Origin of the sequence: Thermobispora bispora DSM 43833, assembly GCF_000092645.1 — a bacterium.
GTDB classification, from domain to species: domain Bacteria; phylum Actinomycetota; class Actinomycetes; order Streptosporangiales; family Streptosporangiaceae; genus Thermobispora; species Thermobispora bispora.
The window spans coordinates 2508775-2531660 of sequence record NC_014165.1 but is presented as its reverse complement, the minus strand read 5'-3'; the positions used below and the strand labels follow the sequence as shown (position 1 = coordinate 2531660).

At 74.3% G+C, this 22886-nt stretch carries 15 protein-coding genes; 7 read left to right on the top strand and 8 right to left on the bottom strand.

Translation table 11 applies throughout. From position 1 onward, the window contains the following. The first annotated feature begins 293 nt into the window (after nucleotides 1–293). Nucleotides 294–1289, top strand: coding sequence for an enolase C-terminal domain-like protein (locus TBIS_RS10805; RefSeq protein WP_013132414.1), 996 nt, complete (start codon nucleotides 294–296; stop codon nucleotides 1287–1289). On the opposite strand, the gene TBIS_RS10800 is transcribed toward TBIS_RS10805, so the two are convergent. Then, nucleotides 1286–2785 carry an LCP family protein gene (locus TBIS_RS10800; RefSeq protein ID WP_148231507.1) on the bottom strand — a complete coding sequence of 500 codons (1500 nt, stop codon included), beginning with the start codon at nucleotides 2783–2785 and terminating at the stop codon, nucleotides 1286–1288. The genes TBIS_RS10805 and TBIS_RS10800 overlap by 4 nt on opposite strands. A gap of 181 nt (nucleotides 2786–2966) precedes the next feature. Beyond that, entirely contained in the window at nucleotides 2967–4463 is a 1497-nt protein-coding gene (locus TBIS_RS10795) for an alpha/beta hydrolase family protein (protein ID WP_013132412.1), read from the bottom strand. 191 nt (nucleotides 4464–4654) lie between these two features. Between TBIS_RS10795 and TBIS_RS10790 the strand changes: the two genes are divergently transcribed. Beyond that, a complete protein-coding gene (locus TBIS_RS10790) occupies nucleotides 4655–5755 on the top strand; it encodes an exonuclease SbcCD subunit D (RefSeq protein WP_013132411.1) in 1101 nt (366 codons plus the stop codon). After that, nucleotides 5752–9501 (top strand): AAA family ATPase, encoded by a 3750-nt coding sequence (locus tag TBIS_RS10785; protein ID WP_013132410.1) that lies wholly within the window; start codon nucleotides 5752–5754, stop codon nucleotides 9499–9501. Before TBIS_RS10790 ends, TBIS_RS10785 begins: the two co-directional genes overlap by 4 nt. Here TBIS_RS10785 and TBIS_RS10780 read toward each other — a convergent pair. From TBIS_RS10780 to TBIS_RS10765, 4 genes are read right to left on the bottom strand one after another with little or no spacing between them, the layout of a single operon-like run. Then, nucleotides 9481–12315: an FAD-binding and (Fe-S)-binding domain-containing protein gene (locus tag TBIS_RS10780; RefSeq protein ID WP_013132409.1), complete on the bottom strand. Its 2835-nt coding sequence runs from the start codon at nucleotides 12313–12315 to the stop codon at nucleotides 9481–9483. The two genes, TBIS_RS10785 and TBIS_RS10780, sit on opposite strands and share 21 nt — an antisense overlap. Before the next feature lie 20 nt (nucleotides 12316–12335). Continuing rightward, on the bottom strand, nucleotides 12336–12812 hold the full coding sequence (locus TBIS_RS19870) for an FmdB family zinc ribbon protein (protein WP_013132408.1): 477 nt from the start codon (nucleotides 12810–12812) through the stop codon (nucleotides 12336–12338). A gap of 4 nt (nucleotides 12813–12816) precedes the next feature. Next, a complete protein-coding gene (locus tag TBIS_RS10770; RefSeq protein WP_013132407.1) occupies nucleotides 12817–14100 on the bottom strand; it encodes a hydroxyacid-oxoacid transhydrogenase in 1284 nt (427 codons plus the stop codon). 9 nt (nucleotides 14101–14109) lie between these two features. After that, on the bottom strand, nucleotides 14110–14910 hold the full coding sequence (locus tag TBIS_RS10765; RefSeq protein ID WP_013132406.1) for an N-acyl homoserine lactonase family protein: 801 nt from the start codon (nucleotides 14908–14910) through the stop codon (nucleotides 14110–14112). Nucleotides 14911–15050: 140 nt separating this feature from the next. Between TBIS_RS10765 and TBIS_RS10760 the strand changes: the two genes are divergently transcribed. After that, nucleotides 15051–15764, top strand: coding sequence for a GntR family transcriptional regulator (locus tag TBIS_RS10760; RefSeq protein ID WP_013132405.1), 714 nt, complete (start codon nucleotides 15051–15053; stop codon nucleotides 15762–15764). Nucleotides 15765–15934: 170 nt separating this feature from the next. Here TBIS_RS10760 and TBIS_RS19075 read toward each other — a convergent pair whose 3' ends face one another. Continuing rightward, nucleotides 15935–16981, bottom strand: coding sequence for a hypothetical protein (locus TBIS_RS19075; protein WP_013132404.1), 1047 nt, complete (start codon nucleotides 16979–16981; stop codon nucleotides 15935–15937). 363 nt (nucleotides 16982–17344) lie between these two features. Next, nucleotides 17345–18013, bottom strand: a complete 669-nt coding sequence (locus TBIS_RS19865) for a M50 family metallopeptidase (protein WP_013132403.1) — start codon at nucleotides 18011–18013, stop codon at nucleotides 17345–17347. Nucleotides 18014–18395: 382 nt separating this feature from the next. Here TBIS_RS19865 and TBIS_RS10740 point away from each other — a divergent pair, with 382 nt between their 5' ends. The 3 genes from TBIS_RS10740 to TBIS_RS10730 all read left to right on the top strand — a co-directional run bounded on the left by TBIS_RS10740 (nucleotide 18396) and on the right by TBIS_RS10730 (nucleotide 22744). Further along, nucleotides 18396–19373 carry a daunorubicin resistance protein DrrA family ABC transporter ATP-binding protein gene (locus TBIS_RS10740; RefSeq protein ID WP_013132402.1) on the top strand — a complete coding sequence of 326 codons (978 nt, stop codon included), beginning with the start codon at nucleotides 18396–18398 and terminating at the stop codon, nucleotides 19371–19373. A gap of 2 nt (nucleotides 19374–19375) precedes the next feature. Beyond that, complete coding sequence (locus TBIS_RS10735; RefSeq protein ID WP_013132401.1) at nucleotides 19376–20230, top strand: ABC transporter permease; 855 nt, start codon at nucleotides 19376–19378, stop codon at nucleotides 20228–20230. A gap of 300 nt (nucleotides 20231–20530) precedes the next feature. Beyond that, nucleotides 20531–22744 carry a thiamine pyrophosphate-dependent enzyme gene (locus TBIS_RS10730; protein WP_242384262.1) on the top strand — a complete coding sequence of 738 codons (2214 nt, stop codon included), beginning with the start codon at nucleotides 20531–20533 and terminating at the stop codon, nucleotides 22742–22744. The last annotated feature ends 142 nt before the right edge of the window (nucleotides 22745–22886 follow it).

The window sequence follows — 22886 nt, the reverse complement described above, 5'->3', positions numbered from 1 at the left end:
CTGGCCTGGGCCACCGGCGCGCTCGCATCCCTGGCCGCGGTGCCTGATCTGGCGCGCCGACGTGGGGATGGCCCCGCTGACGCGCTCCCGGGCCACCCCGCCGATGCCCCTACCATCGATGTCCGGCCGCGGGACGGCCTTCTCGTGCTCTTTCCGCCCGGGCGCCGCACCGCGGGCCCGCGACCCGTCCGGGCCGGCCGCCGCCGGGTGGCGGCCGCGGTCGCGCCCCGCCCACCGGCGTTTGGCGGACCGGCGCTGAGCGGGCACGATGGGAAGTGACGGAAGGGGTTCACATGCCGCGCATCCGTGAACTGGAGATCTTCCGGATCGCGCTGCCGTACGGCAGGCGCCCGGAGACCGTGCTCGTCAAGCTCACGGATTACGGCGGCATGGTCGGGTGGGGCGAGGCCGTCGAACCGGTCACCGGCGAACCGCTGGAACGCTCCCTGCCGAAGCTCATCGGCGTCGACTGGGAGCACCCCTCGGAGCTGGGGGAGATCCCCGGCGGCACGGCCGGTGACATGGCCTGCTGGGACCTGTGGGGGCGGATGAACGGCGTGCCGCTCGCCCACGCCCTCGGCGGCAACCGTACCTCCCTGATCGCGACCGTGCGGCTGGGCTCCGACCGCTCGCTGGACAGCCTGATCGCGCGGGTGAACCGGCACGTGTGCGCCGGCTACTCCCACGTGACCATCGACATCCAGCCGGGGTGGGACATCGAGCCGCTCCGCGCGGTCCGGGCCGCCTACCCGGGGCTCGCCATCGCCGTCGACGCCCGGCACTCCTACACGGACACCACCCAGCTCGAGGCCCTCGACGCCTACGGCGTGGCGACCATCGAGCGGCCGTTCAAGGACCTGCTCACCAGCGCCGACCTGCAGGACCGGGTCTCCGCGGCCGTGGCGGTCGAGGTGGGCTCGGTGGAGGAGCTCGACGAGGCGGTGCGGCTCAAGGCCGGCCGGGCCCTCATGCTCCGCCCGGCCCGGTTCGCCTCGCTCGCCGAGGTACGGCGGGCGCACGACCGCGCCGTGGCCGCCGGCTGGGACATCCTCTGCGCCGGAGGGCTCGGCGCCGGGCTCGCCCGGGCGGCCACCGTCGCGGTCGCGAGCCTCCCCGGATGCACTCTGCCGAGCGACGTCGCCGCGCCCCCGCGCAGCGCCCAGGTGGTGCTCCCGCCCGTCGGCGCCACCGGCGGGGTCGTCGCCGTGCCGCTCACCCAGCCCGGCCTCGGGCACACCGTGGACGAGGAGCGGGTCCGGCGGCTCGCCCACGAGTCCTTCCGCGCCTAGCGGCCGCAGCCCTCGGCGAGCGGTGCGACCGGTGGCGTCCCGGTGGGGTGCGGCCCCGCGGCCTCCCCCTGCGGGCCGGGGGCGGCGCCGCTCCGGGACGGTGCCGCGGCCGCGGCGGGCGCGCGGGAGCCGCGCACGGCCTCGGCGGTGAGCCGGCGGATCAGGTCCCAGTCCGGGTTCGCCGGGCTGATCAGCGGCGGGATGAACTGCACCATCGTCACCCGGGCGCGCTTGACCTTCCACGCCAGCGGCACGAGGTGCTCGAGCATGGGCCGGGGGATGTCGGTGCGCACGATCTGCGACGCGGTCTCGGCGATCTCGGTGAACCGGCGGAGCACGGCCGCCGGGTCGGCCTGGGCGAGCAGCGCCCCGAACACGCACCGCTGCCGGCGCATCCGCTGGTAGTCGTCGCTGTAGGTGCGGGAGCGCGCGTACCACAGCGTCTCCGCGCCGCTGAGGCGCCGGGTGCCCGCCGGTAGCACGCCCTCGTCGTGCCGGCCGTACACGATGTCGTGGTCGACCGTGAGGACGAGCCCGCCGAGCCGGTCGATCAGCTCGGCGAACCCCCGGAGGTTGACGAGCGCGTACCAGTCGATCCGCAGGCCGAGGATGTGGCCGACGGTCTCCTTCATCACCTCGGCCCCCATGCCCTGGCGCCCGCCGAACAGCTCCGGGTGGTCGTCCGCGTACTGCCACACCGAGTACAGCAGGTCCTCCCGCCACCCGGGCCTGCTCTCCGGCAGGTCGAAGCCGAACGGGAACCGGGCGGCCATCGGGCTCCCCGGCGGGAACGGCACCCGCTCGAGGTTCCGCGGCAGGCCGATCAGCACGGTGTCGCCGGTGCGGACGTCCACGCTCGCCACGTTGATGCTGTCGGTCCGCATGCCGATGCGCCCCGGGCCCCAGTCGCCGCCGAGCAGCAGCACGTTGATCCGGTCCCGGCCCGCCCACGGGTCGCCGCGGGCCGGCCGGTCCTCGGCCCGGCCGGTGAAGACCTCCCCGAGCATCCGCTCGCTCACCGCCGCGTACCGGGCGGCGAGGGTGAAGGGGACGGTGACCGCCACCGCGAGCGCTCCGGCGATCAGCGCGGTCACCACCCGGTCGGCCGGCGGCAGCCGCCCGGGCCCGAGCACCGCGTACGAGTGGATCACCAGGCAGAACCAGGCCACGGCGGCGGCCCCGGTCACCACGGTGACCTGGCTGAGCCGGACCACCGCCCACCCCAGCAGCCCGACGTCGGCGCCCACCGCCGTCCAGATGAGGCAGGTGACGGCCGCCAGGTGGCAGCAGAGCAGGGTCAGCCCGGTCCGCCGCCACCCCGCCTTCAGGTGAGCCACCCCGGGCAGCACCGCGGAGAGCGCCACCCAGCCGAGCAGCGCGGCGGCCTCCCGCCGCGGCGATCCGGCGGCCGCCCCCTGCGCCCGTGCTCCGGCGGCGGCCTGCCTCGCCCGTGCTCCGGTGGTGGCCTCCCGCTTCGGCGTACTGGACGAACCCACACGCCAACAGTGCACGGACCGCGGGGAGATGCCCCGGATCCCGGCCGTCGTTGGCCGCCATTTGACCGGGGATTGACGCACCTGCGGATCACGAGGGCCGCCCGCCCAGGTGGCGGGCCCGGCGCCCACACCGCCGCGCCCGAGGGGCGGCGTGGCCGGCGGCGCGCGGACCGCCGGCGGGTCACCAGGGGAACGTGAACAGGCCGAAGTACGCGCCGATGAGCAGCAGGATCGCCGTGCCCCCGAGCACGCAGGCGAGGGCGATGCGCTGCCAGAGGGTGGGCTCCCAGCCGTCCCGCAGGCCGCGCATCACGGTGATCACCGCGATCACCTCCTGCACGAGCAGCACGATGGCGAGCAGCCGGACGAGCAGCCAGCCCGCCAGTACGGCCGGCCACGCCCCGGCCTGGTTCACCGAGAACAGCACGATCAGCGTGATGAACGCCGCCACGGCCGCGAGCTCGCCGAGCCCGGTCCACGCCATCTGGTGGAGCCGGCGCCGGATCGCCGGCCACTGGGTGGCCTGATCCTGCAGCCGGGGGTCCCGGCCCCGCAGCCGCACCACCACCATCTCGGTGACCGGGGCGGCGACGTACCCGACCGCGGCCAGGGTGAGGGTGAGCCACAGCACCGTGCCCTCGCCGTACCACGGGGCGGCCGGCACGTCCGCCGCGGCGAACCGCTGCACCGGGGTGGCCCCGGCGATCGGCACCTTCGGGCGGGCCGTCTCCGGCAGGCCCTTGATCCAGTTGGCGAGGGTGGGCAGGTACGTGGGCGCGTACGGGCCGCCGCGGACCCGCATCCCGTGGTCGGCCTTGGCGAGGAAGCGGATCGTGTAGGCGGTGTTGCCCCCCTCGTTCAGGGCCTTGACCAGTGTCTGGGTGCTCTCCACGAACGGGATGGACGGGTCGTCCGTGCCGTACAGCGCGAGGACCGGCTGTTTCACCCGGCGCAGCCACGGCGTGCCGTCGTGGCGGAGGAAGTCGAAGCCGACGCCGCCCATCGCCCGGGTGAGGAGGTCGCGCACCCCGGTCGGCGCGTGGAGCCGCAGGAGCTGCTCGTTGAGCGCCCAGGCGACCTGCCGGAGCGGGGAGACGTTCGGGGCGGAGACCAGGACCACGAAGCGGATGTCCGGGTCCTGGGCGGCGGCGATCGGCACCACCCAGCTCCCCTCGCTCACCCCCCACAGCCCGACCCGGTCCGGGTCGACGTCGGTCCGCTGGCGCAGCACCTGGATCATCCGCCGGGCGTCCTCGGCGAGCAGGGAGAAGTCCCGCTCCCGGAAGGAGTACCCGACCGTGCGCTTGTTGTAGGCGAGGGTGACGATCCCGGCCCGTGCCAGCCACTCGGCCTGCTCCTCGAACTCCGACGCCTCGCCGGACCCGGACCCCTGGACGAAGACCATCGCGGGGTGCCGCCCCGGGGTGAGCGGGCTGCGGATGGTGGCCCGCAGCGTCTCGTTCCGCACCGGGACGCGCACGGTCTCCGTCCGGATCGGGGCGGTGGCCGCCACCTCCTGCAGCTCCTTGGCGGGCTGCGGCGGTACGGACCGGAACTCCGGGGAGGCGGCGAGCAGCGGGGGGTCGAAGGCCGGCGGTGAGAGCAGATGGCCGATGACGGCCAGCACGACGATCAGCAGTCCCGTGAGCAACGCCAGCGTACGGCGGCCGACGGTCATACGGCTCCCTACCGACCTCGATGCCGACTCCAGGCTACGTCATTAGTCGATCTAGGCGCGGGCCGCCAGATCACGGCGTCCATCAGGGCGTCCGGGCGTGTGCCGAGACCGGCGCGGACCGGCGGGGCGCAGGTCACATATGTGACGGATTGGGCGGCGCTTGTCGCCGTGACCTGTTAGCTTCCTGCGACATGCGGGTCTTGCACAGCTCCGACTGGCACTTGGGCAGGTCCTTCCACCGGGAGAGCCTGCTCGGCGCCCAGGCCGCGTTCATCGATCACCTCGTGGAGACCGTGCGGGACGCGCGGGTGGACGTCGTGCTGGTCTCGGGCGATGTCTACGACCGGGCGCTGCCGCCGGTCGACGCGGTGGCGCTGTTCGACGAGGCCCTGGCCCGGCTGAAGGCGCTCGGCGTCGACACCGTGGTGATCAGCGGCAACCACGACTCGGCCGTGCGGCTGGGCTTCGGGGCCGACCTGATGGAGCGGGTGCACCTGCGCACCGTCCCGGACCGGGCCTGGGAGCCCGTGATGATCGGCGGGGTCGCCTTCTTCGGCATCCCCTACCTCGAGCCCGACCTGGTGAAGGCCCGGTGGGAGCTGGCCGAGCGCAGCCACACCGCCGCGCTCTCCTATGTGATGGACCGGATCCGCGCCCACCCGGCGGAGCGGAAGGTCGTGCTCGCCCACGCCTTCGTCACCGGTGGGCGGGCGAGCGACAGCGAGCGGGACATCAGCGTCGGCGGCGTCGCCCACGTGCCGCTGAGCGTGTTCGACGGGGTCGACTACGTCGCCCTCGGCCACCTGCACGGGCGGCAGGTGATGAGCGAGACCGTCCGCTACAGCGGTTCCCCGATCGCGTACTCCTTCTCCGAGGCGGGCCAGGTGAAGGGGTCCTGGCTGGTCGACCTCGACGCCGGGAGCGTGGAGTTCGTCCCGGCGCCGGTGCCCCGGCCGGTCGGCGTGCTCCGCGGCCGCCTCGACGACCTGCTCACCGACCCGCGGTACGCCGGCTACGAGGACCACTGGCTTCAGGTGACGCTGACCGACCCGGTCCGGCCGAAGGAGGCGATGGAGCGGCTCCGCCGCCGTTTCCCGCACACCCTCGTGCTCAACTTCGACCCCGAGGGCGGCGGCCGGGCGCAGGCCCACCGGCCGCGGATCGCCGGGCGGGCCGAGATCGACGTGGTGCTCGACTTCGTCCGCGAGGTCCGCGGGGAGCCGGCCGACGAGGCGGAGGCGCGGCTGGCCGCCCAGGCCGTGGAGGCGTGCCGCCTGGAGGAGGCCCGATGAGGCTGCACCTGCTCCGGTTGACCGCGTTCGGCTCCTTCCCCGGGACCGAGGAGGTCGACTTCGACGCGCTCAGCGAGGCGGGCCTGTTCCTCATCCACGGGCCGACGGGGGCGGGCAAGACCACGGTGCTCGACGCGGTCTGCTTCGCCCTGTACGGCCGGGTGCCCGGGCAGCGGGACAAGGCGCGGAGCCTCCGCTGCGACCACGCGCCGCCCGGCCGGGGACCGGTGGTCGAGCTGGAGGTCACGATCCGGGACCGCCGGTTCCGGATCACCCGGTCGCCCGCCTGGCTGCGGCCGAAGCAGCGCGGCACCGGCCTGGTCGAGGAGAAGGCCAAGACCCGCGTCGAGGAGCTCACCCCGGCGGGGTGGACCGCCCGCACCACCCGCAGCGACGAGGCCGGCCACCTGATCGGTGAGCTGCTCGGCATGAACGCCGACCAGTTCTGCCAGGTCGCGATGCTGCCCCAGGGCGAGTTCGCGCGGTTCCTCCGCGCCGACGGCGAGGAACGGCGGAGGCTGCTCGAGCGGCTCTTCTCGGTGCGGATCTACACCGAGGTGGAGCGGTGGCTCGCGGAAAGGCGGACCGAGACCGGGCGCGAGCAGCAGGAGGCGTGGCGCGAGGTCGAGTCGGTCATCGACCGGATGCGCGGGGCGGCCGGTCCCGAGCTCCTCGCCGCCCTCCCCGAGACCGCCGACCCGGCGGGGGACCCGCTCGGCTGGTCGGCCGCGCTGCTCGCCGCGGCGGCCGAGGCGGTCGCGGCCACCGGCGCGGAGGAGCAGCGGAGCGCGGACGCCCTGGCGTCCGCGCGCGCCGCGCTGGAGGCGGGCCGGGAGGTGGCCGAGCGGCGGCGCCGGTACGAGGCGGCCCTCGCCCGCCGGGACGAGCTCGCCCTGGCGGCCGAGGAGCGGTCCGACCTGGAGTCGATGCTCGACGAGGCGGCCCGGGCCGACCGGGTGAGCCCGCTGATCCGGCTGGCCGAGCAGCGGGCGGAGGCGGCGGCGAAGGCGCGGCAGCTCGCCGGCGACGCGATCGGCCGGGCCGGCCCTCTCATCGGCCCGGCGGCCGGCGCGGCCGACCTGGAGCGGCTGGAGCGGGAGCGCCGCGCCGAGGCGGCCCGGCTGGAGCAGCTCCTCCCCGAGGAGGCGCGCCTGACCGCGGTGCGCGGCGACCTCGCCGCGGCGCGCGAGCGCCTCACCGAGCTCGCCGCCGAGGAGGCCCGGCTCGCCGAGCGCCGTGCCGAGCTGCCTGATGAGCTGGCGCGGGCCGAGGAACGGCTCGCCGAATCCCGGCTCGCCGCGGCCCGGATCCCGGGCCTCGCCGCGAACCGGGACGCCGCGGCCGCCGCGCTCGCCGCGGTCCGCCGCCGGGACGAGCTCGCCGCCGCGCTCGCCGAGGCGCGCCGTGCCGAGGCGGACGCGCTCGCCGCGCTGCCCGAGCCTGCGGGGCCGGACCCCGGGCGGTCCCTGGCCGAGCTGGAGCGGGCCCGCCGGGACGAGCTGGTCAAGCTCGAGGAGCGGGCCGCCGAGGAGGCGCGGCTCGCGGAGATCACCGCACGGCTGGCCGGGCTCCGCCGGGAGATCGCGGAGGCCGCCGAGGAGGAGGCCGCGGTCCGCGCCGACCTCACCGGCCTGCCGGACGAGCTGAAACGGGCCGAGGAGCGGCTCGCCCGGGCCCGCGCGGCCGCCGCCCGGCTCCCCGGCCTGGAGGCGGAGTGCCGGCGGGCCGCCGAACGGCTCGCCGCCGCGCAGGACCGGGACCGGCTGGCCGCCGAGCTCGCCGAGGCGGAGCGGGCCCGCCAGGCGGCCGTGGACCGGGCCCAGGAGGCGCGGGACCGGTTCCAGGAGATCCGGCAGGCCCGGATCGAGGGCATGGCGGGCGAGCTCGCCAGGGAGCTCACCCCCGGGGAGCCCTGCCCGGTGTGCGGGTCGCCCGACCACCCGGCGCCGGCCGCCCCGGCGGACGCCGCGCCGACGGCCGAGGACGAGCAGCGCGCCCAGGACGAGTTCGAGGCGGCCCGGCGGGCCCGAGAGGAGGCCGAGCGGCGGGTCGCGAGCATGCGGGCCCGGCTCGACGAGGTGACCCGGCGCGCGGAGGGACGCGGCACCGCCGAGGCGGCCGCGCTGCTCGCCGCCGCCGAGGAGGCGATGGCCGCCGAACGGGAGGCGGCGGCCGCCGAGCCGGAGCTGGCCGCCGAGGCCACCGAGCTGGCCGCCCGGCTCGACCGGCTCCGCGCCACGGCCGAGGTGCTCGGCCGCCGGCTCGCGGAGCACCGCGCCCAGGAGCGCGACCTGGCGGCCGAGCACGCCCGCCTCGCCGCCCGCCTCGCCGAGGCGCTCGGCGAGGACCGGGACGTGCGGGCGAGGAGGGAGCGGCTCGAGCGGGAGCTCGGGCTGCTCACCGCCGCCGCGGACGCGGTCGCCGCCGCGCGCGCCGCGGAAGAGGCCTACCGGCAGGCGCGCGCCGCGGTGCCGGAGGGCGCCGAGGAGGAGGCCGCCCGCCGGGCCCTGGAGGAGGCCGACAAGGCGCTCGAGTCCGCGAACACGCTCGCGGCCGAGGAGTCCGCGCTCGCCGAGGAGCGGCGGCGGCTCGCCGAGGAGCTCGCCACCGTGGAGGAGCGGGCCAGGCGGCTGGCGATCGAGACGGCAGAGACCCGCACCCGCCTGGAGCGGCTCACCGAGGAGGAGGCGCGGCTCACCGGGCTCCTCGACGAGCACCGCGGCGAGGACCCCTCGCTCGCCGCACGGCTGGAGCGGATCACCGCGGAGACGGCGCTGCTCCGCGACGCCGCGGAGGCGGTGGAGCGGGCGCGCCTCGCCGAGCAGGAGCGGGAGCGCGCGGCCGCCGAGGCGGAGGCGGCGGCAGCCGAGGCGGGCTTCCGCGGGGTGGCCGACGCCAAGGCCGCGATCCGCACCGAAGCGGAACGCGAGGAGATGGCCGAACGCCTGCGGCGGTTCGACGCCGAGCAGGCCGCGATCGAGGCCGAGCTGGCCGACCCCGAGCTCGCCGCGGCCGCGGCCGGCCCGGCCCCGGACCTGGCCGCGCTCGAGCAGGAGCACGAGCGGGCCGAGCGCGAGCACGCGGAGCGGGTCTCCGCCCGGGACCGGGCGCGGAGCCGGCTCGACCAGCTCACCGACCTCGCCGCCGAGCTGGAGGCCGCCCACCGGCGCTACCTGCCCGCCGCGGAACGGCACCGCCTCGCCAGGCGGATGGCCGAGCTCACCGGCGGCACCTCGCCGGACAACCGCTACCACATGCGGCTCTCCTCCTACGTGCTCGGCGAGCGGCTCCGCCAGGTGGTCGACGCGGCCAACGACCGGCTCGACCGCATGTCGGGCGGCCGCTACCTGCTCGAGCACGACCTGGGCCGGGTCGCGGGGGACCGGGGACGGTCCGGCGGGGGTCTGGCGCTCCGCGTGCTCGACGGCTGGACCGGGGCCGCGCGCGACCCGGCGACCCTCTCCGGCGGGGAGAGCTTCATTGCCTCGCTCGCCCTGGCGCTCGGCCTCGCCGACGTGGTCGCCGCCGAGGCGGGCGGGCCCGAGATCGGCACGCTCTTCGTGGACGAGGGGTTCGGCACGCTCGACGAGGAGACCCTCGACGACGTGCTCGACATCCTCGACGGCCTGCGGGAGGGCGGCCGGACCGTGGGGATCGTCAGCCACGTCGCCGAGCTGCGCCTGCGGATCCCGGCGCGGCTCCAGGTGGTCAAGGGCCGGTCGGGCTCACGGCTGGTGCACGCCTGAGGGGGCGGCCCGCCCGGCGAGCAGCTCGGCGAGGTGGTAGGCCCGGGCGCCGGCGAGCTGGGCGAGCTGCGTGCGGCAGGAGAACCCGTCGGCGAGCAGGATCGTGCCCTCCGCGGCCTGCCGTACCGCGGGGAGCAGCCGGGTCTCCGCCACCGCGACCGAGATCTCGAAGTGGCCGCGCTCGGCGCCGAAGTTGCCGGCGAGCCCGCAGCACCCGCCGACCGAGGTGACCGAGGCGCCCGCGCGCGAGAGCAGCTCCCGGTCGGTGTCCCAGCCCAGCACGGCGTGGTGGTGGCAGTGCGGCTGGGCGAGGATCTCCACCCCGGTCAGGTCGGGCGGGGTCCAGCCCGGCAGGCCGCTCAGGAACTCGGCGAGGGTGCGCACCGACCCGGAGACGGCCCGCGCGGCCGGGTCGTCCGGGCCGAGCAGGTCGAGCGCGTCCGACCGCAGCACCGCGGCGCAGGACGGCTCGAGCGCGATGATCGGCATCCCCGCCCGCGCGTGCCGGGCCAGGGCGTCGACGGTACGGCGGAGCCTGCGGCGGGCGGTGGTGAGCTGCCCGGTGGAGATCCAGGTGAGGCCGCAGCAGAGCGAGGCCCGGGGCACGGCCACGGCCACGCCGGCCCGGCCCAGCACCTCGATCGCGGCGAGCGCGATCTCCGGGGCGAAATGGTCGGTGAACGTGTCCACCCACAGCAGCGCGGTGCGGCCGGGCGCGGTCCGCCCCGGGCCTTCGCCGGGACGTCCGGGCCGGGATTCCGATCGCGGCGGCCGGTGCCGCCGGAACCGCTTCGGAGCGAAGTACGGCAGCTCCCGCCGGGGGTCGATCCCGCCGAGCCGTTTGATCAGCCCGGTGAGCGGACCGGCGTGGAGCAGCGCGTTGGCCGCCCCGGGGGCGAGGCCGGCGAGCGCGGCCCAGCGCGGCAGCCACCCCAGGGTGTAGTGCGAGGCGGGGCGCAGCCGGCGCCGGTAGGCGGCGTGCAGCGCCTCGGCCTTGTAGGTGGCCATGTCCACCCCGGTCGGGCAGTCCGACAGGCAGCCCTTGCAGGCGAGGCACAGGTCGAGCACCTCGCGGACCTCGGGCGCGCGCAGCCCGCCGGGGAGGGCGCCGCTCACCGCCTCCTGCAGCACCCGGGCCCGGCCCCGGGTGGAGTCCTTCTCGTCCCGGGTGGCCTGGTAGGACGGGCACATCACCGTGTCCCCGGTCACCGTCTCGGCCCGGCACCGGCCGACCCCGGTGCACCGGTGCACCGCGGTGGCCAGGTCCCCGCGGTCGTGCGGGTAGCGGAACACGGTGCCGCGCACCGGCGGGGGTGGCGGCTGGAGCCGGAGGTCCGCGTCGGCCCGGGCCGGCCGGACGATCACCCCCGGGTTGAGCACGCCGCCGGGGTCGAAGACGTCCTTCACCGCGGCGAACGCGGCGAGCGCGGCGGGGGAGTACATGAGCGGCAGCAGCTCGCTGCGGGCCCGGCCGTCGCCGTGCTCCCCGGACATCGAGCCGCCGTACCCGGCGACCAGGCGGGCGGCGTCGAGCAGGAACGCCCGGAACGCGGCGGCGCCGTCGGGGCGGTGGAACGGGAAGTCGATCCGCACGTGCACGCAGCCGTCGCCGAAGTGGCCGTACGGCAGGCCGGTGAGCCCGTGCGCGGCGAGCAGCTCCTCGAAGTCCCGCAGGTACGCGCCGAGCCGCTCCGGCGGCACGGCGGCGTCCTCCCACCCGGCGTGCGCCGGCGCGCCGGCGGGGGTGCGCGCGGCGAGCCCGGCGCCGTCCTCCCGGATCCGCCAGACCGCCGCCGCGTGCCCCGTGTCCTCGATCACCATGCTGTCGGCCGCGCCCGCGTCGGCGATGAGCGCGCGGGCCGCGGCGCGCAGCTCGGCCTCGTGCTCGCCGCCGAGCTCGACGAGGAGCCAGCCCCGCCCGCCGGGGAGCGGCGGCACCCGGGACGGGCCCCGCCGGTCGCGCACCAGGTCGATGAGGCGCGCGTCGAAGCCCTCCAGGGCGACCGGCCGGTGCGGCAGGAGCGCGGGCACCGCGTCGGCGGCCGCCGCCATGTCCGGGTACCCGAGCACGACGAGCACGGTCCGGGCGGGCGTGGCCACCAGCCTGAGCTCGGCCTCGAGCACCAGCGCCCAGGTGCCCTCGGAGCCGACCATGGCCTTGGCCACGTCGAACCCGCGTTCGGGCAGGAGGTGCTCGAGGGAGTAGCCGGAGATCTGCCGGGGGAACCGGCCGAGCTCGGTGCGGATCACCGCGAGGTGGTCCCGGACCACCCGGCGGAGCGTGGTGAGCGTGGGGGAGATCTCCGACCTGGTGGAGAGCCGTTCCCCGCCCCCGGTCAGCACGTCGAGGGCGAGCACGTTGTCGGCGGTGCGGCCGTAGGCGAGCGCCCGCGACCCGCACGCGTTGTTGCCGATCATGCCGCCGATCGTGCACCGGCTGTGCGTCGACGGGTCCGGCCCGAACCGCAGGCCGTACGGCGCGGCCAGGCGTTGCAGGGTGCCGAGTACGGCCCCGGGCTCGACCACGGCGGTGCGGGACTCCGGGTCGAGGGACCTCACCCGCCGCATGTGGCGGCTGAAGTCGAGGATCACCCCGGGGCCGACGGCGTTGCCCGCGATCGAGGTGCCGGCACCGCGCGCGGTGATGGGCACCCCTTCGGCGCGGCAGACCGAGAGCGCGGCGGCGACGTCATCGGCGTCGCGGGGGAAGACCACGACCGACGGGAGCACCCGGTAGAGGGAGGCGTCGGAAGAGTACTCCGCCCGGCGGCGTGACGACGCGTCGACGTCGCGCACCCCGGCCTTGCGCAGCACCTCGGCGAGCTGGGACGGCTTCAGGGCGCGACCTCCGAGGGTCGGCTCCGCTCGCCGGTGGCCCGCCCGTGGCCATGCCCATGCCCGTGGCCGTGCCCGTGACCATGCCCGTGCCCGTGGGCGTGGGCATGGCTCGGGGCGGCGCCCGGCAGCGGGTCCCCGGCGCGCAGCGGGGCGCGCTCGAACCGGCCTTCGTGCGCGAGGATGGGCCGCCGGTCCCCGGCGAGCTCGGGGTACTTCTCCTCGAGCCTGCGCCGGGCGTCGGCGGTCCTGCGCAGCTCGGCGACGTACTCCCGGTTCGCCCCGTAGGTGCCGCGCCAGGTCTGCGGCATCCGCTCGGGCGGCGGCGGGGCGCTCGCCAGGCCGGTCACCGCGACCCGGCTGGGGACCTTGGTCGTGGCCGCGCCGCAGTAGGGGCAGTCCGGGAGCGGTGCGGTGAAGGACTGGATCACCTCGAACCGGTGTCCCTCACCGCAGCGCAGGTCGTAGATCGGCATGGCGTCACCACAGCGTAATGGAGCGGGTCAGGATGCCGGCGAGGTCCTCCTCGGTCACCGGCTTGGGCGCGGTGGCGAGCAGCCGCTGCTGCTTCATCGCCCCCTCGACCAGGGCGGGGACGTCACCGCTGTCGTAGCCGACACCGCCGATGCCGTTCGGCATGCCGATGTCCTGCATGAGCCGGAGCAGCACCCGGGGCAGGAACTCCGCCGGGTCGTCCGGCCGCTCCGCCCCCGGGTCGAGCAGCTCGGCGGCGCGCAGGTGCCGCTCCGGGTTCGCCTCGAAGGTGAACCGGAACGCCTCGGGCGCGGTGAGCGCCACGGCCATGCCGTGCGGCACCAGCGGCTCGGCGTCCGGGTAGCCGTCGGGGTGGAAGTCCTTCACCCGGCCGGCGATCGGGTAGGCGTTGGCGTGCGGGATGTGCACGCCGGCGTTGCCGAACCCGAGCCCGGCGAAGGTCGCGGCGAGGGCCATCTTCGCCCGCGCCTCGGTGTCGTTCCCGTCGCGCACCGCGGCACGGAACGACTCGGCGAGGAGGCGCATCGCCTGCTCGGACCACATGTCGGAGATCGGGTTCGCGCCGCAGTACGGCACGCGCTCCTCGGGCCGCTTGTGCTCGTAGGAGGTGTACGGCCGGGCGGTGTAGCTCTCCAGCGCGTGGCAGAGGATGTCCATCCCCGCCGAGGCGGTCACCCCGGCCGGCTGGGTGAGGGTCAGGTCCGGGTCGACCACGGCGAGCACCGGGCGGAGCCGCGGATGGCTGATCCCGGTCTTCACCTTCAGGGCGAGCACGTCGAGCACGCAGATCGTGGTGCTCTCCGACCCGGTCCCCGTGGTGGTGGGCACCGCGATCAGCGGCTTGAGCGGCTCGGACGGGGCGCGGCCCCCGCCCACCGGGGCGTTGACGTAGTCCATCAGCTCGCCCGGGTTGGTGGTGAGCAGGTTGACGGCCTTCGCCGTGTCGATGCTCGACCCGCCGCCGACCGCGACGTAGGCGTCCCACGGCCCGGTGGCGCGGGCGTGCTCGATCGCGGCGAGCAGGCTCTCGTCGGTGGGCTCGACGTGGACCCCGTCGTAGACCTCCGCGGCGATGCCGTACTTGCCGATCTGCTCGGCGATCCGCTGCGGGGCGCCGGTCGCCGCCACACCGGGGTCGGTGATGACGAGCACGCGGCGTACGCCGGACTGGCTGAGATCGAACCCGATCTCGGCGGAGGCGCCGGGACCGAACTTCAGCGCCGGCGCGCCGTAGGTGAAGATCGACTCAGGATTGCTGGGCGCGTACACGTCGGCCTCTCAGCTGTAGTAGCCGTGGGGGGCGGTGCGCATGGAGCGGAGCTGCTCGGCGTCGTGCCCGAAGACGACCATGGCGTTGCTCTGCTCGGCGATCGAGCGGATCTTCTCCACCGAGGCGTACCAGGCGCTCAGGTCGTTGACGATCGCCGCGGGCACGGCCGGCGGGCCGTACGAGTCGCCCATGTAGACGGCGTCGGACGTGAAGATCATGGTGCCGGTCTCGGGGAGGTCGACGCGCATCGCCATGGTGCCGGGGGTGTGGCCGGGCGCCTCGATCAGCGTCACCCCGGGGAGGATCTCGGTGTCGCCGGAGACGGTCTCGAACTCGAGGCCCTCGTAGTCGGCCTTGAGGTGCGCCCCGGTGAACGGGCCCTCGAAGCCGAAGGCGAACTCCTTCTCCTTCTGGTGGCAGATCAGCTTGGCCCCGGTGTTGGCGAACAGCCGCACGTTGCCGGCGTGGTCGAAGTGCAGGTGGGAGAGGACCACGTAGTCGATGTTCTCCGGGGCGAAGCCGAGCCGGCCGAGCTGGGCGTCGAGGTACTGCTCCTCGGTGACCTGGTCGTAGGGGAAGTACTCCTGCAGCCCGGTCGGCTCCCACCGGGTCTCCCAGTCACGCGGGCAGCTCGTGTCCCACAGGAGGGTGCCCTCGCCCGTCTCTACGAGGACGGCGTGGGTGGTGCAGGGGTACCACTCGACCGGCTTGTCCCGCTCCGAGCGGGGCCGGATGGTGCGGCCTGGCTTGAGCAGCAGCCAGGTGAGGTCACAGCTCATCGCCCCGCAGTCGAGCACGTGCAGTTTCATCGCCGCTCCCCTGGTGGTTGGGCTAACCGGTAGGTGACTGGAATGTGGCATGTAGCATGCTACGTGTCAATATCCCGGGGAGAATTTCCTCGCTAGGCTCCACCACAACGGCAAACGAAGATCCGAGAGGTCGTCTGGCGGTGCGAGCGGTCGACGGTACGTCCAGCCTCACCGAGCAGGTGCTCGAGTCGGTCCGTGAGGCCATTCACTCCGGTGAGCTCAAGGCGGGGGAGCTGTACTCGGTGTACCAGCTCGCCGCGCAGCTCAACGTGTCCCGGACCCCGGTCCGGGAGGCGATGCTCCGGCTCGCCGAGGCCGGCATGGTCCGGTTCGAGCGCAGCAAGGGCTTCCGCGTGCTCCGCCGCGACCCCCGGGAGATCGCCGAGATCTTCCAGCTCCGGCTGCTGCTCGAGGTGCCCGCGACCCGGCGGGCCGCCCGGCACGCCGACGAAGCGCTGATCATCCGGCTCAAGGAGGAGCTGGCCGCGATGCGCGCCGCGGCCGAGGCGCACGACGAGCCGCTCTTCATGCGGCATGACCGCGCGTTCCACGAGATCCTGCTCGCCGCCGGAGGCAACCGGAAGCTCGTCGACACGGTCGGCCGGCTCCGGGACTCCACGATCATGCTCGGCGCCTCCACCGTGGACCGGTCCCGCTCGCTCGCCGACATCGCCGCCGAGCACGAGCCGATCCTCGCCGCGATCGAGGCCCGGGACCCGGGCGCGGCCGCCGAGGCGATGCGCGTGCACGTCACCCACACCGGGGAGCTGCTCGTCATCCAGGCCGCCGCGGATAACGGGCGCACCGCCGACGAGGACGCCCTCGAGCTGATCCGCGACGCCGAGGGCATCTGACGGTCTCGCTGTCCGGCCGGCCCATGGCGTACGGGGCCGGATGGGCGCGGGCCGGTACGGCGCATGGCCGGGCCGGCGGACGTCGACGCCGGATCGCCGGTCAACCGGGGAGCCTGGCAGGCGGATCAAGCGGCCGGCCCTCCCGCGACATCCGGCCGGTCATGAGCGGTTCACCTCGCTCGATCGGGAGCGGCATCCCGCGCCGGACCGGAGGGAGGAGAGGGGGTGGAGGTCTCCTGAATCATGGAGTAGCGCCCGTCCGATGGCTGCTCCACCCGGTACGCGGGGAGACTCCCGCGCGGGACGACGAAGAACCGCCTCCCGTCCTCCGGCAGCGCGGTCGGCACGGTCTCCTGCCCACCGTGACGCCAGGTGAGCACGACGCGGAACCGGCACGCGCAGCCATGGCTGCTGAAGTACAGCCGGAAGGTCTCGTGCTCAGCTTTGATGGTGTAGGGGAGCAGGATCCGGGTCACCGGCTCGCCCGGACGGGTGTTGAGGTCCACGGGTGAGAACGCCGGCGGGTGTTCGTCCAGCTCCACTCTCCAGGCGTACTGCGCGGTTCCCTCCGCGCATCCTCCGGTGGCCGGGCGGACCAGCACGCCCGTCTGCGGTGTGGCGTTCCGGCCGACCTCCTCGATGCGGATCCCGGTGAGCTCGAGCTCGGCCTCGGACTCCCGCCGGACCGAGATGTCCAGCCAGACGTCGTCAGCGAGGACCGGGTCGTCCACGGCCGGATCGGTCTCCGCCACCTCCTTGGGATCGACCAGGTCGGCCGGCCGGGACAGGTAACGGTGGGCGCAGAAGGCGTTCCAGGCGTAGGTCACGTTCGGGGCCGCCTTGCGCGGCCCGGATGGAGAGAGTGATCTCGGTCCACCGGGCGTGGCCGTCAATTGGAATATGAGCGCGATGGCCACGATGGCTGTGACGGCGAATCCGATGACACCAACACGGAGATATCTACGGTCCCAGATTTTCTTGATGACTTGTTTCCCCCGCTCCCTGATGAACGCCATACGGGATTCCACCGCCACGATGGCGGCCAAGAGGACGATTGTGAGAAGTATCTTGCGATCGAGGCTGATATCCGGCAGGAACCACGAAAGGAGCCCGATGATAGAACAGAGTGTGGTGAACGCCGTCGACCAGGTCTTCTGCTGAGCGGACCGGTTGGAATCGCCGGGGGGATCAGAGCGGGTGGGGGTCCTGTCGTCCATGAAGGGCTCCGATCATACTGGAATGAACCAGCCTCGACCATGATGATTCATGGATCATGCTCTGGCTAGATGATCATGATTGACCTAATTCCGAGACGCCTTGGACGTTCGATGCTTGAGGTTGGCTGTAATGCCATATTTCCGTCCTTATGTACGAATGTACATACTGTACATCTACTGTCGCATCCGGGCATGCTTTTTCTCTACCGATACTCCACCGACCCTGCGACCCCGAATGTCCGAATCCAGTTTGATGGCACCGGCAATGAGTCAATCCCGCCAGAACACCCGTCTCCTGCAACGGCGGAAAGGTGCCAATTCCCGTGTTCTTGCGCCGCGACCGCTGACAGACCGGCCCCTGAGCTACCGGACCGCCCGCCCCGCTGTACAGGAAGGAAGGGGCAGCCAGCGGCTGGTGAGGAGGTAGCCGCCGCCGAGCACGGCGGCCACGGACACGGCGAGGAAGAGCAGCAGCCAGAATCCGGCGGGCAGCGGGGTGATCCGGGCGAGCTGGTCGGCGTCGGAGTACGGGGCCCGGCCGCGCCGCCGCTTCGACCACAGCTCGATGATCGGCCGCACCCCGCCGAAGAGCAGGAACCAGGCCGCCAGGTGGGCGAAGAACACCTGCACCCCGGCGTCGGCGAACCAGGAGAGGGCGAACACCGCCATCGCCACCGCGAAGAGCGCCACCAGGCCGAACAGGTTCCGGACCATGAGCAGCATGCCGGTCAGCAGGGCGAGCATCGCCCATAACAGCAGGGCGACGTACCCGGACGAGACGAGCCAGGCGGCGCCCAGCCCGAGCAGCGAGGGGGCGAGGTAGCCGGCCGCGGCGGTCGCCACCATGCCCGGTCCGGTGGGGCGGCCCTTGGTGAGGGTGATCCCCGAGGTGTCCGAGTGGAGGCGGATGCCCTTCAACGTGCGCCGGGTCAGCAGGGCGGTGAGGGCGTGCCCGCCCTCGTGGGCGATGGTGATGAGCGCCCGGGCCGACCGCCACGGGACCGGGTGGGCGACGAAGAGGAACGCGGCCACCCCGGTGAGGGCGACCAGCCACGGCTGGGGCGCGGGCAGCGGAGCGGTCAGCTCGTTCCAGAGCTCGTTCAGGGGGTCACCTCGGCTCGATGAAAGGTCACCTCGGCCGGAATCGTACGGCCTTGCCGTGGAGAGTGAGGAAATTTGCTTGGCATCCTGACTGTCTAGATATATCGTTGACCGGCTTTCCCGCGGCCCGAGCCCTGGACGGGTACGGCGCACGGCCCGCCCGGGGAACGGCGTGGCCGCGCCGGGCCGTGGGGCCGGCCCGGCGAGCCGGATGGCACGTGCTCCGCGCGGCGGACGTACCGGCGGATCGCCGGGGAGAGGACCCGCCCACGAGCACGCGGCAGGCGATGTTCCGGAATCTCGCGGAGGATCGGTGAGCCAGACCCCGGCCGTGGCCGTACACGGCCTGACGAAGCGATATGACAAGGTCGAGGCCGTCAAGGGCATCGACTTCGAAGTGGCGCCCGGGGAGGTGTTCGGCTTCCTCGGGCCGAACGGCGCGGGCAAGAGCACGACCATCAACATGCTCTGCACCCTGGTCACCCCGACGTCGGGCACGGCCAAGGTCGCCGGCTACGACGTGGTGACCGAGCGGGACCAGGTGCGCCGCAACATCGGCCTGGTCTTCCAGGACCCCACGCTCGACGGGTACCTCACCGCCGAGCAGAACCTGCGCTTCCACGCCGAGCTGTACGGCATGCCGCGGCAGGTGTTCCGCGAGCGCATGCGGCAGGTGCTCGACATGGTGGGGCTGTGGGACCGCAGGGACGCGAAGGTCATGACGTTCTCCGGCGGCATGAAGCGCCGCCTGGAGATCGCCCGCGGCCTGCTGCACTCGCCCCGGGTGCTCTTCCTCGACGAGCCCACGGTCGGTCTCGACCCGCAGACCCGCGCCGCCATCTGGGGCTACATCGAGAAGCTGCGCCACGCCGAGGACATCACGATCTTCATGACCACCCACTACATGGAGGAGGCCGAGTACTGCGACCGGATCGCGATCATCGATCACGGCCGGATCGTGGTGATCGACTCTCCGGAGGCGCTCAAGGCGAGCGTGGGCAAGGACCGGGTGCAGCTCAGGACCGAGGACGACGAGCAGGCCATTGTGCTGCTCAAGGAGCGCTTCGGCATCGACGCGGCCGTCCGTGAGGGCCAGGTGACGTTCGCCGTGGAGGCGGGCGAGCGGTTCGTGCCCCGCCTCTTCGCCGAGCTCGGCGTGGCGATCCGGTCGGTGAGCGTGTCGCGGCCCTCGCTCGACGACGTGTTCATGGCCTACACCGGCACGACGATCCGGGACGCCGAGGCCGGCGAGGGGCGCGCGGAGTTCATGCGGCGGATGGCACGGAGGTGACGATGACGGCCGAGGTGGCCCGGGTGGGCGTGGCGCCACGGGGCGGGCGCCACGATCTGCGCGCGATCAAGGTGGTGCTCCACCGTGAGATGCTGCGGTTCGTCAACGATCGGCCGCGGATGGTCTCGATGCTGGTCCAGCCCGTGCTGTGGCTGTTCATCATGGGCACCGGGTTCGGGACGCTCGTGCGCGACTCGATCCCCGGGGTCGACTTCCGCACGTTCATGTTCCCGGGGATGATCTCGATGACGGTCATCATGACCGCGATGTTCTCCGCCGGGTCGATCGTGTGGGACCGCGAGTTCGGCTTCCTCCGGGAGATGCTGGTCGCGCCCGTGAGCCGCGGGGCGATCGTGATCGGCAAGTGCCTCGGCGGGGCCGCGGTCGCCTGCGCGCAGGGCGTGATCATCCTCGCCCTCGCCGGGTTCGTCGGCGTGCCGTACTCGCCGCCGCTCATGCTCACCCTGCTGGCCGAGATGTTCATCGCCGCGTTCACCATCACGGCGTTCGGCCTGCTCTTCGCCGCGCGGATGCGGAACATGCAGTCCTTCTTCGGCCTGATGCAGATGGCGATCATGCCGATGATGTTCCTGTCCGGCGCGATGTTCCCGCTGTCGAACCTGCCGTCGTGGCTGCACTGGCTGACCACGATCAACCCGCTGACCTACACGGTCGACCCGATGCGCCAGGCGGTGTTCGCCCACCTCGACGTGCCCCCGCAGGTGAACGCGGTGCTCAACCCGGGCGTGACCTGGTTCGGCTGGCAGCTCCCCGTGGGGCTGGAGGTCGCCATGGTCGCGCTGATCGGCCTGGCCATGCTCGCCGGCGCGGTGGCCCAGTTCCGCAAGACCGAGTGACCCGCCCGCTCGCGCGCCGCGGGCATGACTCCCGGGCCTCGTTCAAGGCGCTCGGCGCGGACCCGCCCGCTCGCGCGCCGCGGGCATGGGCACCGGGTTCGCACCTGGGAGCACCCCGGGGCCCCGCCCGCGACGCGCGCGATGCGGCGGACGCCCCGGGGACGCCGGTCAGGGTCCGGGGTCCCCGCCCGCGACGCGCGCGAGGGCATGGGGCCGCCCCGGTGGGCGAGACCGGCCGCCCCTGCCGCCCGCCCGCGCCCCGAGGGGCGCGGGCCGCTGGGCTTAGACTGCGGCCTTGTGGTGCGGGACGCTGTTGAAACGAATTTCGCCGAGGTCGTCGGTTCCCTCGCGCCGGGCGCCCCGGGCGACCCGGATCGCCCGGTACGGCCGGGCACGACGCTGACCGGCGCGCTCTGCCGGGAGCTCTTCGCGGCCCAGCTCGGCAGCCGGCTGCTCGACATCGCCGCCCGCGTGCTGCGGGAGAAGGGCCAGGGCTTCTACACGATCGGATCGTCCGGGCACGAGGGCAACGCGGCGGTCGCCGCGGCGCTCCGCCCGACCGACCCGGCCCTGCTCCACTACCGGTCGGGCGCGTTCTACCTGGCGCGCTCGGCCCAGGCCGGGCGGGCGCCCGAGGAGGGGCTGCGGGACGTGCTCCTCGGGCTCTGCGCCTCGGCGGAGGAGCCGATCGCCGGGGGCCGCCACAAGGTGTTCGGCCACCCCGGCCTCGCAGTGATCCCGCAGACCTCCACGATCGCCAGCCACCTGCCGCGGGCCGTCGGGGTCGCCTTCGCGATCGAGCGGGCGCGGGCGCTCGGCCTGTCCACCCGGTGGCCGGAGGACGCGATCGTGGTGTGCAGCTTCGGCGACGCCTCGGTCAACCACGCCTCGGCGCTGACCGGGTTCAACACCGCCGCCTACACGCGCTTCCGCGGGCTGCGCCTGCCCGTGCTGTTCGTCTGCGAGGACAACGGCATCGGGATCAGCGTGAAGACCCCGCCCGGCTGGGTGGAGCAGGCCCGGCACCGCGGGCTCGAGTACTTCGCCGCCGACGGCTGCGACCTGGCCGAGGCCTACGACGCGGCGTGCCGGGCCGCCGAGTACGTCCGGTCCACCCGCGCCCCGGCCTTCCTGCACCTGCGCACGGTCCGCCTGATGGGCCACGCCGGCTCGGACGTGGAGATCGCCTACCGGACCCGCAAGGAGATCGCCGCCGACCTGGAGCGCGACCCGCTGGTCGGCACGGCGCGGCTGCTCGTGGCGGCCGGGCTCGCCCAGCCCGACGAGCTGGTCAAGCGCTACGAGGCCGAGCGGGAGCACGTGCTCGCGCTCGCCATGGAGTGCGCCCGCCGGCCGCGGCTCACCACGGCGGAGGAGGTGATGGCGCCGCTCGCCCCCCGCCACCCCGACCGGGTGGCCGCGGTGGCGGCGCGCTCGGCCCCGGACGACGTGCGGGAGCGGGTGTTCGGCACGCTCCCCGAGCGGGAGGGCGGGCTCACCCTCGCCCAGGCGGTGAACCGGGCCCTCGCCGACGCCATGGCGCACGACCCGGGCATCCTCGTGTTCGGGGAGGACGTGGCCCGCAAGGGCGGCGTGTACGGGGTGACCCGCGGCCTGCTCCGCAAGTTCGGGGCCGAGCGGGTCTTCGACACGCTCCTCGACGAGCAGGCGATCCTCGGGCTGGCGCTCGGCGCCGGGGTCTCCGGGCTGCTCCCGGTGCCGGAGATCCAGTACCTCGCCTACATCCACAACGCCCTCGACCAGATCCGGGGCGAGGCCTCCACCCTGGGGTTCTTCTCCACCGGCGCGTACCGCAACCCGATGGTGGTGCGGGTGGCGGGCTACGCGTACCAGAAGGGCTTCGGCGGGCACTTCCACAACGACAACTCGGTGGCCGCGCTCCGCGACATCCCCGGCGTGGTGATCGCCTCGCCCGCGCGCCCGGACGACGCGGCCGCCATGCTCCGCACCTGCCTCGCCGCGGCCCGCGCCGACGGCTCGGTGTGCGTGTTCCTCGAGCCGATCGCCCTCTACCACACCCGTGACCTGCTCGAGGAGGGCGACGGCGGCTGGCTCGCCCCGTACGCGCCGCCGGAGCGCTGGGCGGAGACCCATGTGCCGATCGGCCGCGCCCGCACGTACGGCGACGGCCGGGACCTGACCATCGTCACCTTCGCCAACGGCGTGCGGATGAGCCTGCGCGTGGCGGCCCGGCTGGCCGCGGAGGGCGTGGGCTGCCGGGTGCTCGACCTGCGCTGGCTCTCCCCGCTGCCCGTGGAGGACCTGCTGGAGTCCGCCGAGCTCACCGGACGGGTGCTGATCGCCGATGAGACCCGCCGGACCGGCGGCGTCTCCGAGGGCGTGATCACGGCGCTGATCGACAACGGGTTCTCCGGCCGGATCGCCCGGGTCGCCTCCTGCGACAGCTTCGTCCCGCTCGGCGACGCCGCGTACGCCGTGCTGCTCTCCGAGGACGACATCGAACAGGCGGCGCGGCGCCTCCTCGCGGGCTAGCGGCCGCGGGCCCGGGTCGCCCCGCGCGGGCCCGGGCGCGGGCGTCGTGCGCGGACCTCGGCGGACCGGGACCAGGCCGCACGCGGGCCGGGACGGGGCCCGCCCCATATGGCCGGGACGAGGGGAACGCCGAGCTCACCGG

Excerpts from the sequence above, each read along its gene's own strand:
- TBIS_RS10735 (WP_013132401.1), top strand. The coding sequence starts at position 19,376 with ATGACGGCCGAGGTGGCCCGGGTGGGCGTGGCGCCACGGGGCGGGCGC.
- TBIS_RS10765 (WP_013132406.1), bottom strand. The coding sequence starts at position 14,910 with ATGAAACTGCACGTGCTCGACTGCGGGGCGATGAGCTGTGACCTCACC.
- TBIS_RS10785 (WP_013132410.1), top strand. The coding sequence starts at position 5,752 with ATGAGGCTGCACCTGCTCCGGTTGACCGCGTTCGGCTCCTTCCCCGGG.
- TBIS_RS10790 (WP_013132411.1), top strand. The coding sequence starts at position 4,655 with ATGCGGGTCTTGCACAGCTCCGACTGGCACTTGGGCAGGTCCTTCCAC.
- TBIS_RS10805 (WP_013132414.1), top strand. The coding sequence starts at position 294 with ATGCCGCGCATCCGTGAACTGGAGATCTTCCGGATCGCGCTGCCGTAC.
- TBIS_RS19075 (WP_013132404.1), bottom strand. The coding sequence starts at position 16,981 with ATGGACGACAGGACCCCCACCCGCTCTGATCCCCCCGGCGATTCCAAC.
- TBIS_RS19870 (WP_013132408.1), bottom strand. The coding sequence starts at position 12,812 with ATGCCGATCTACGACCTGCGCTGCGGTGAGGGACACCGGTTCGAGGTG.
- TBIS_RS10795 (WP_013132412.1), bottom strand. The coding sequence starts at position 4,463 with ATGACCGTCGGCCGCCGTACGCTGGCGTTGCTCACGGGACTGCTGATC.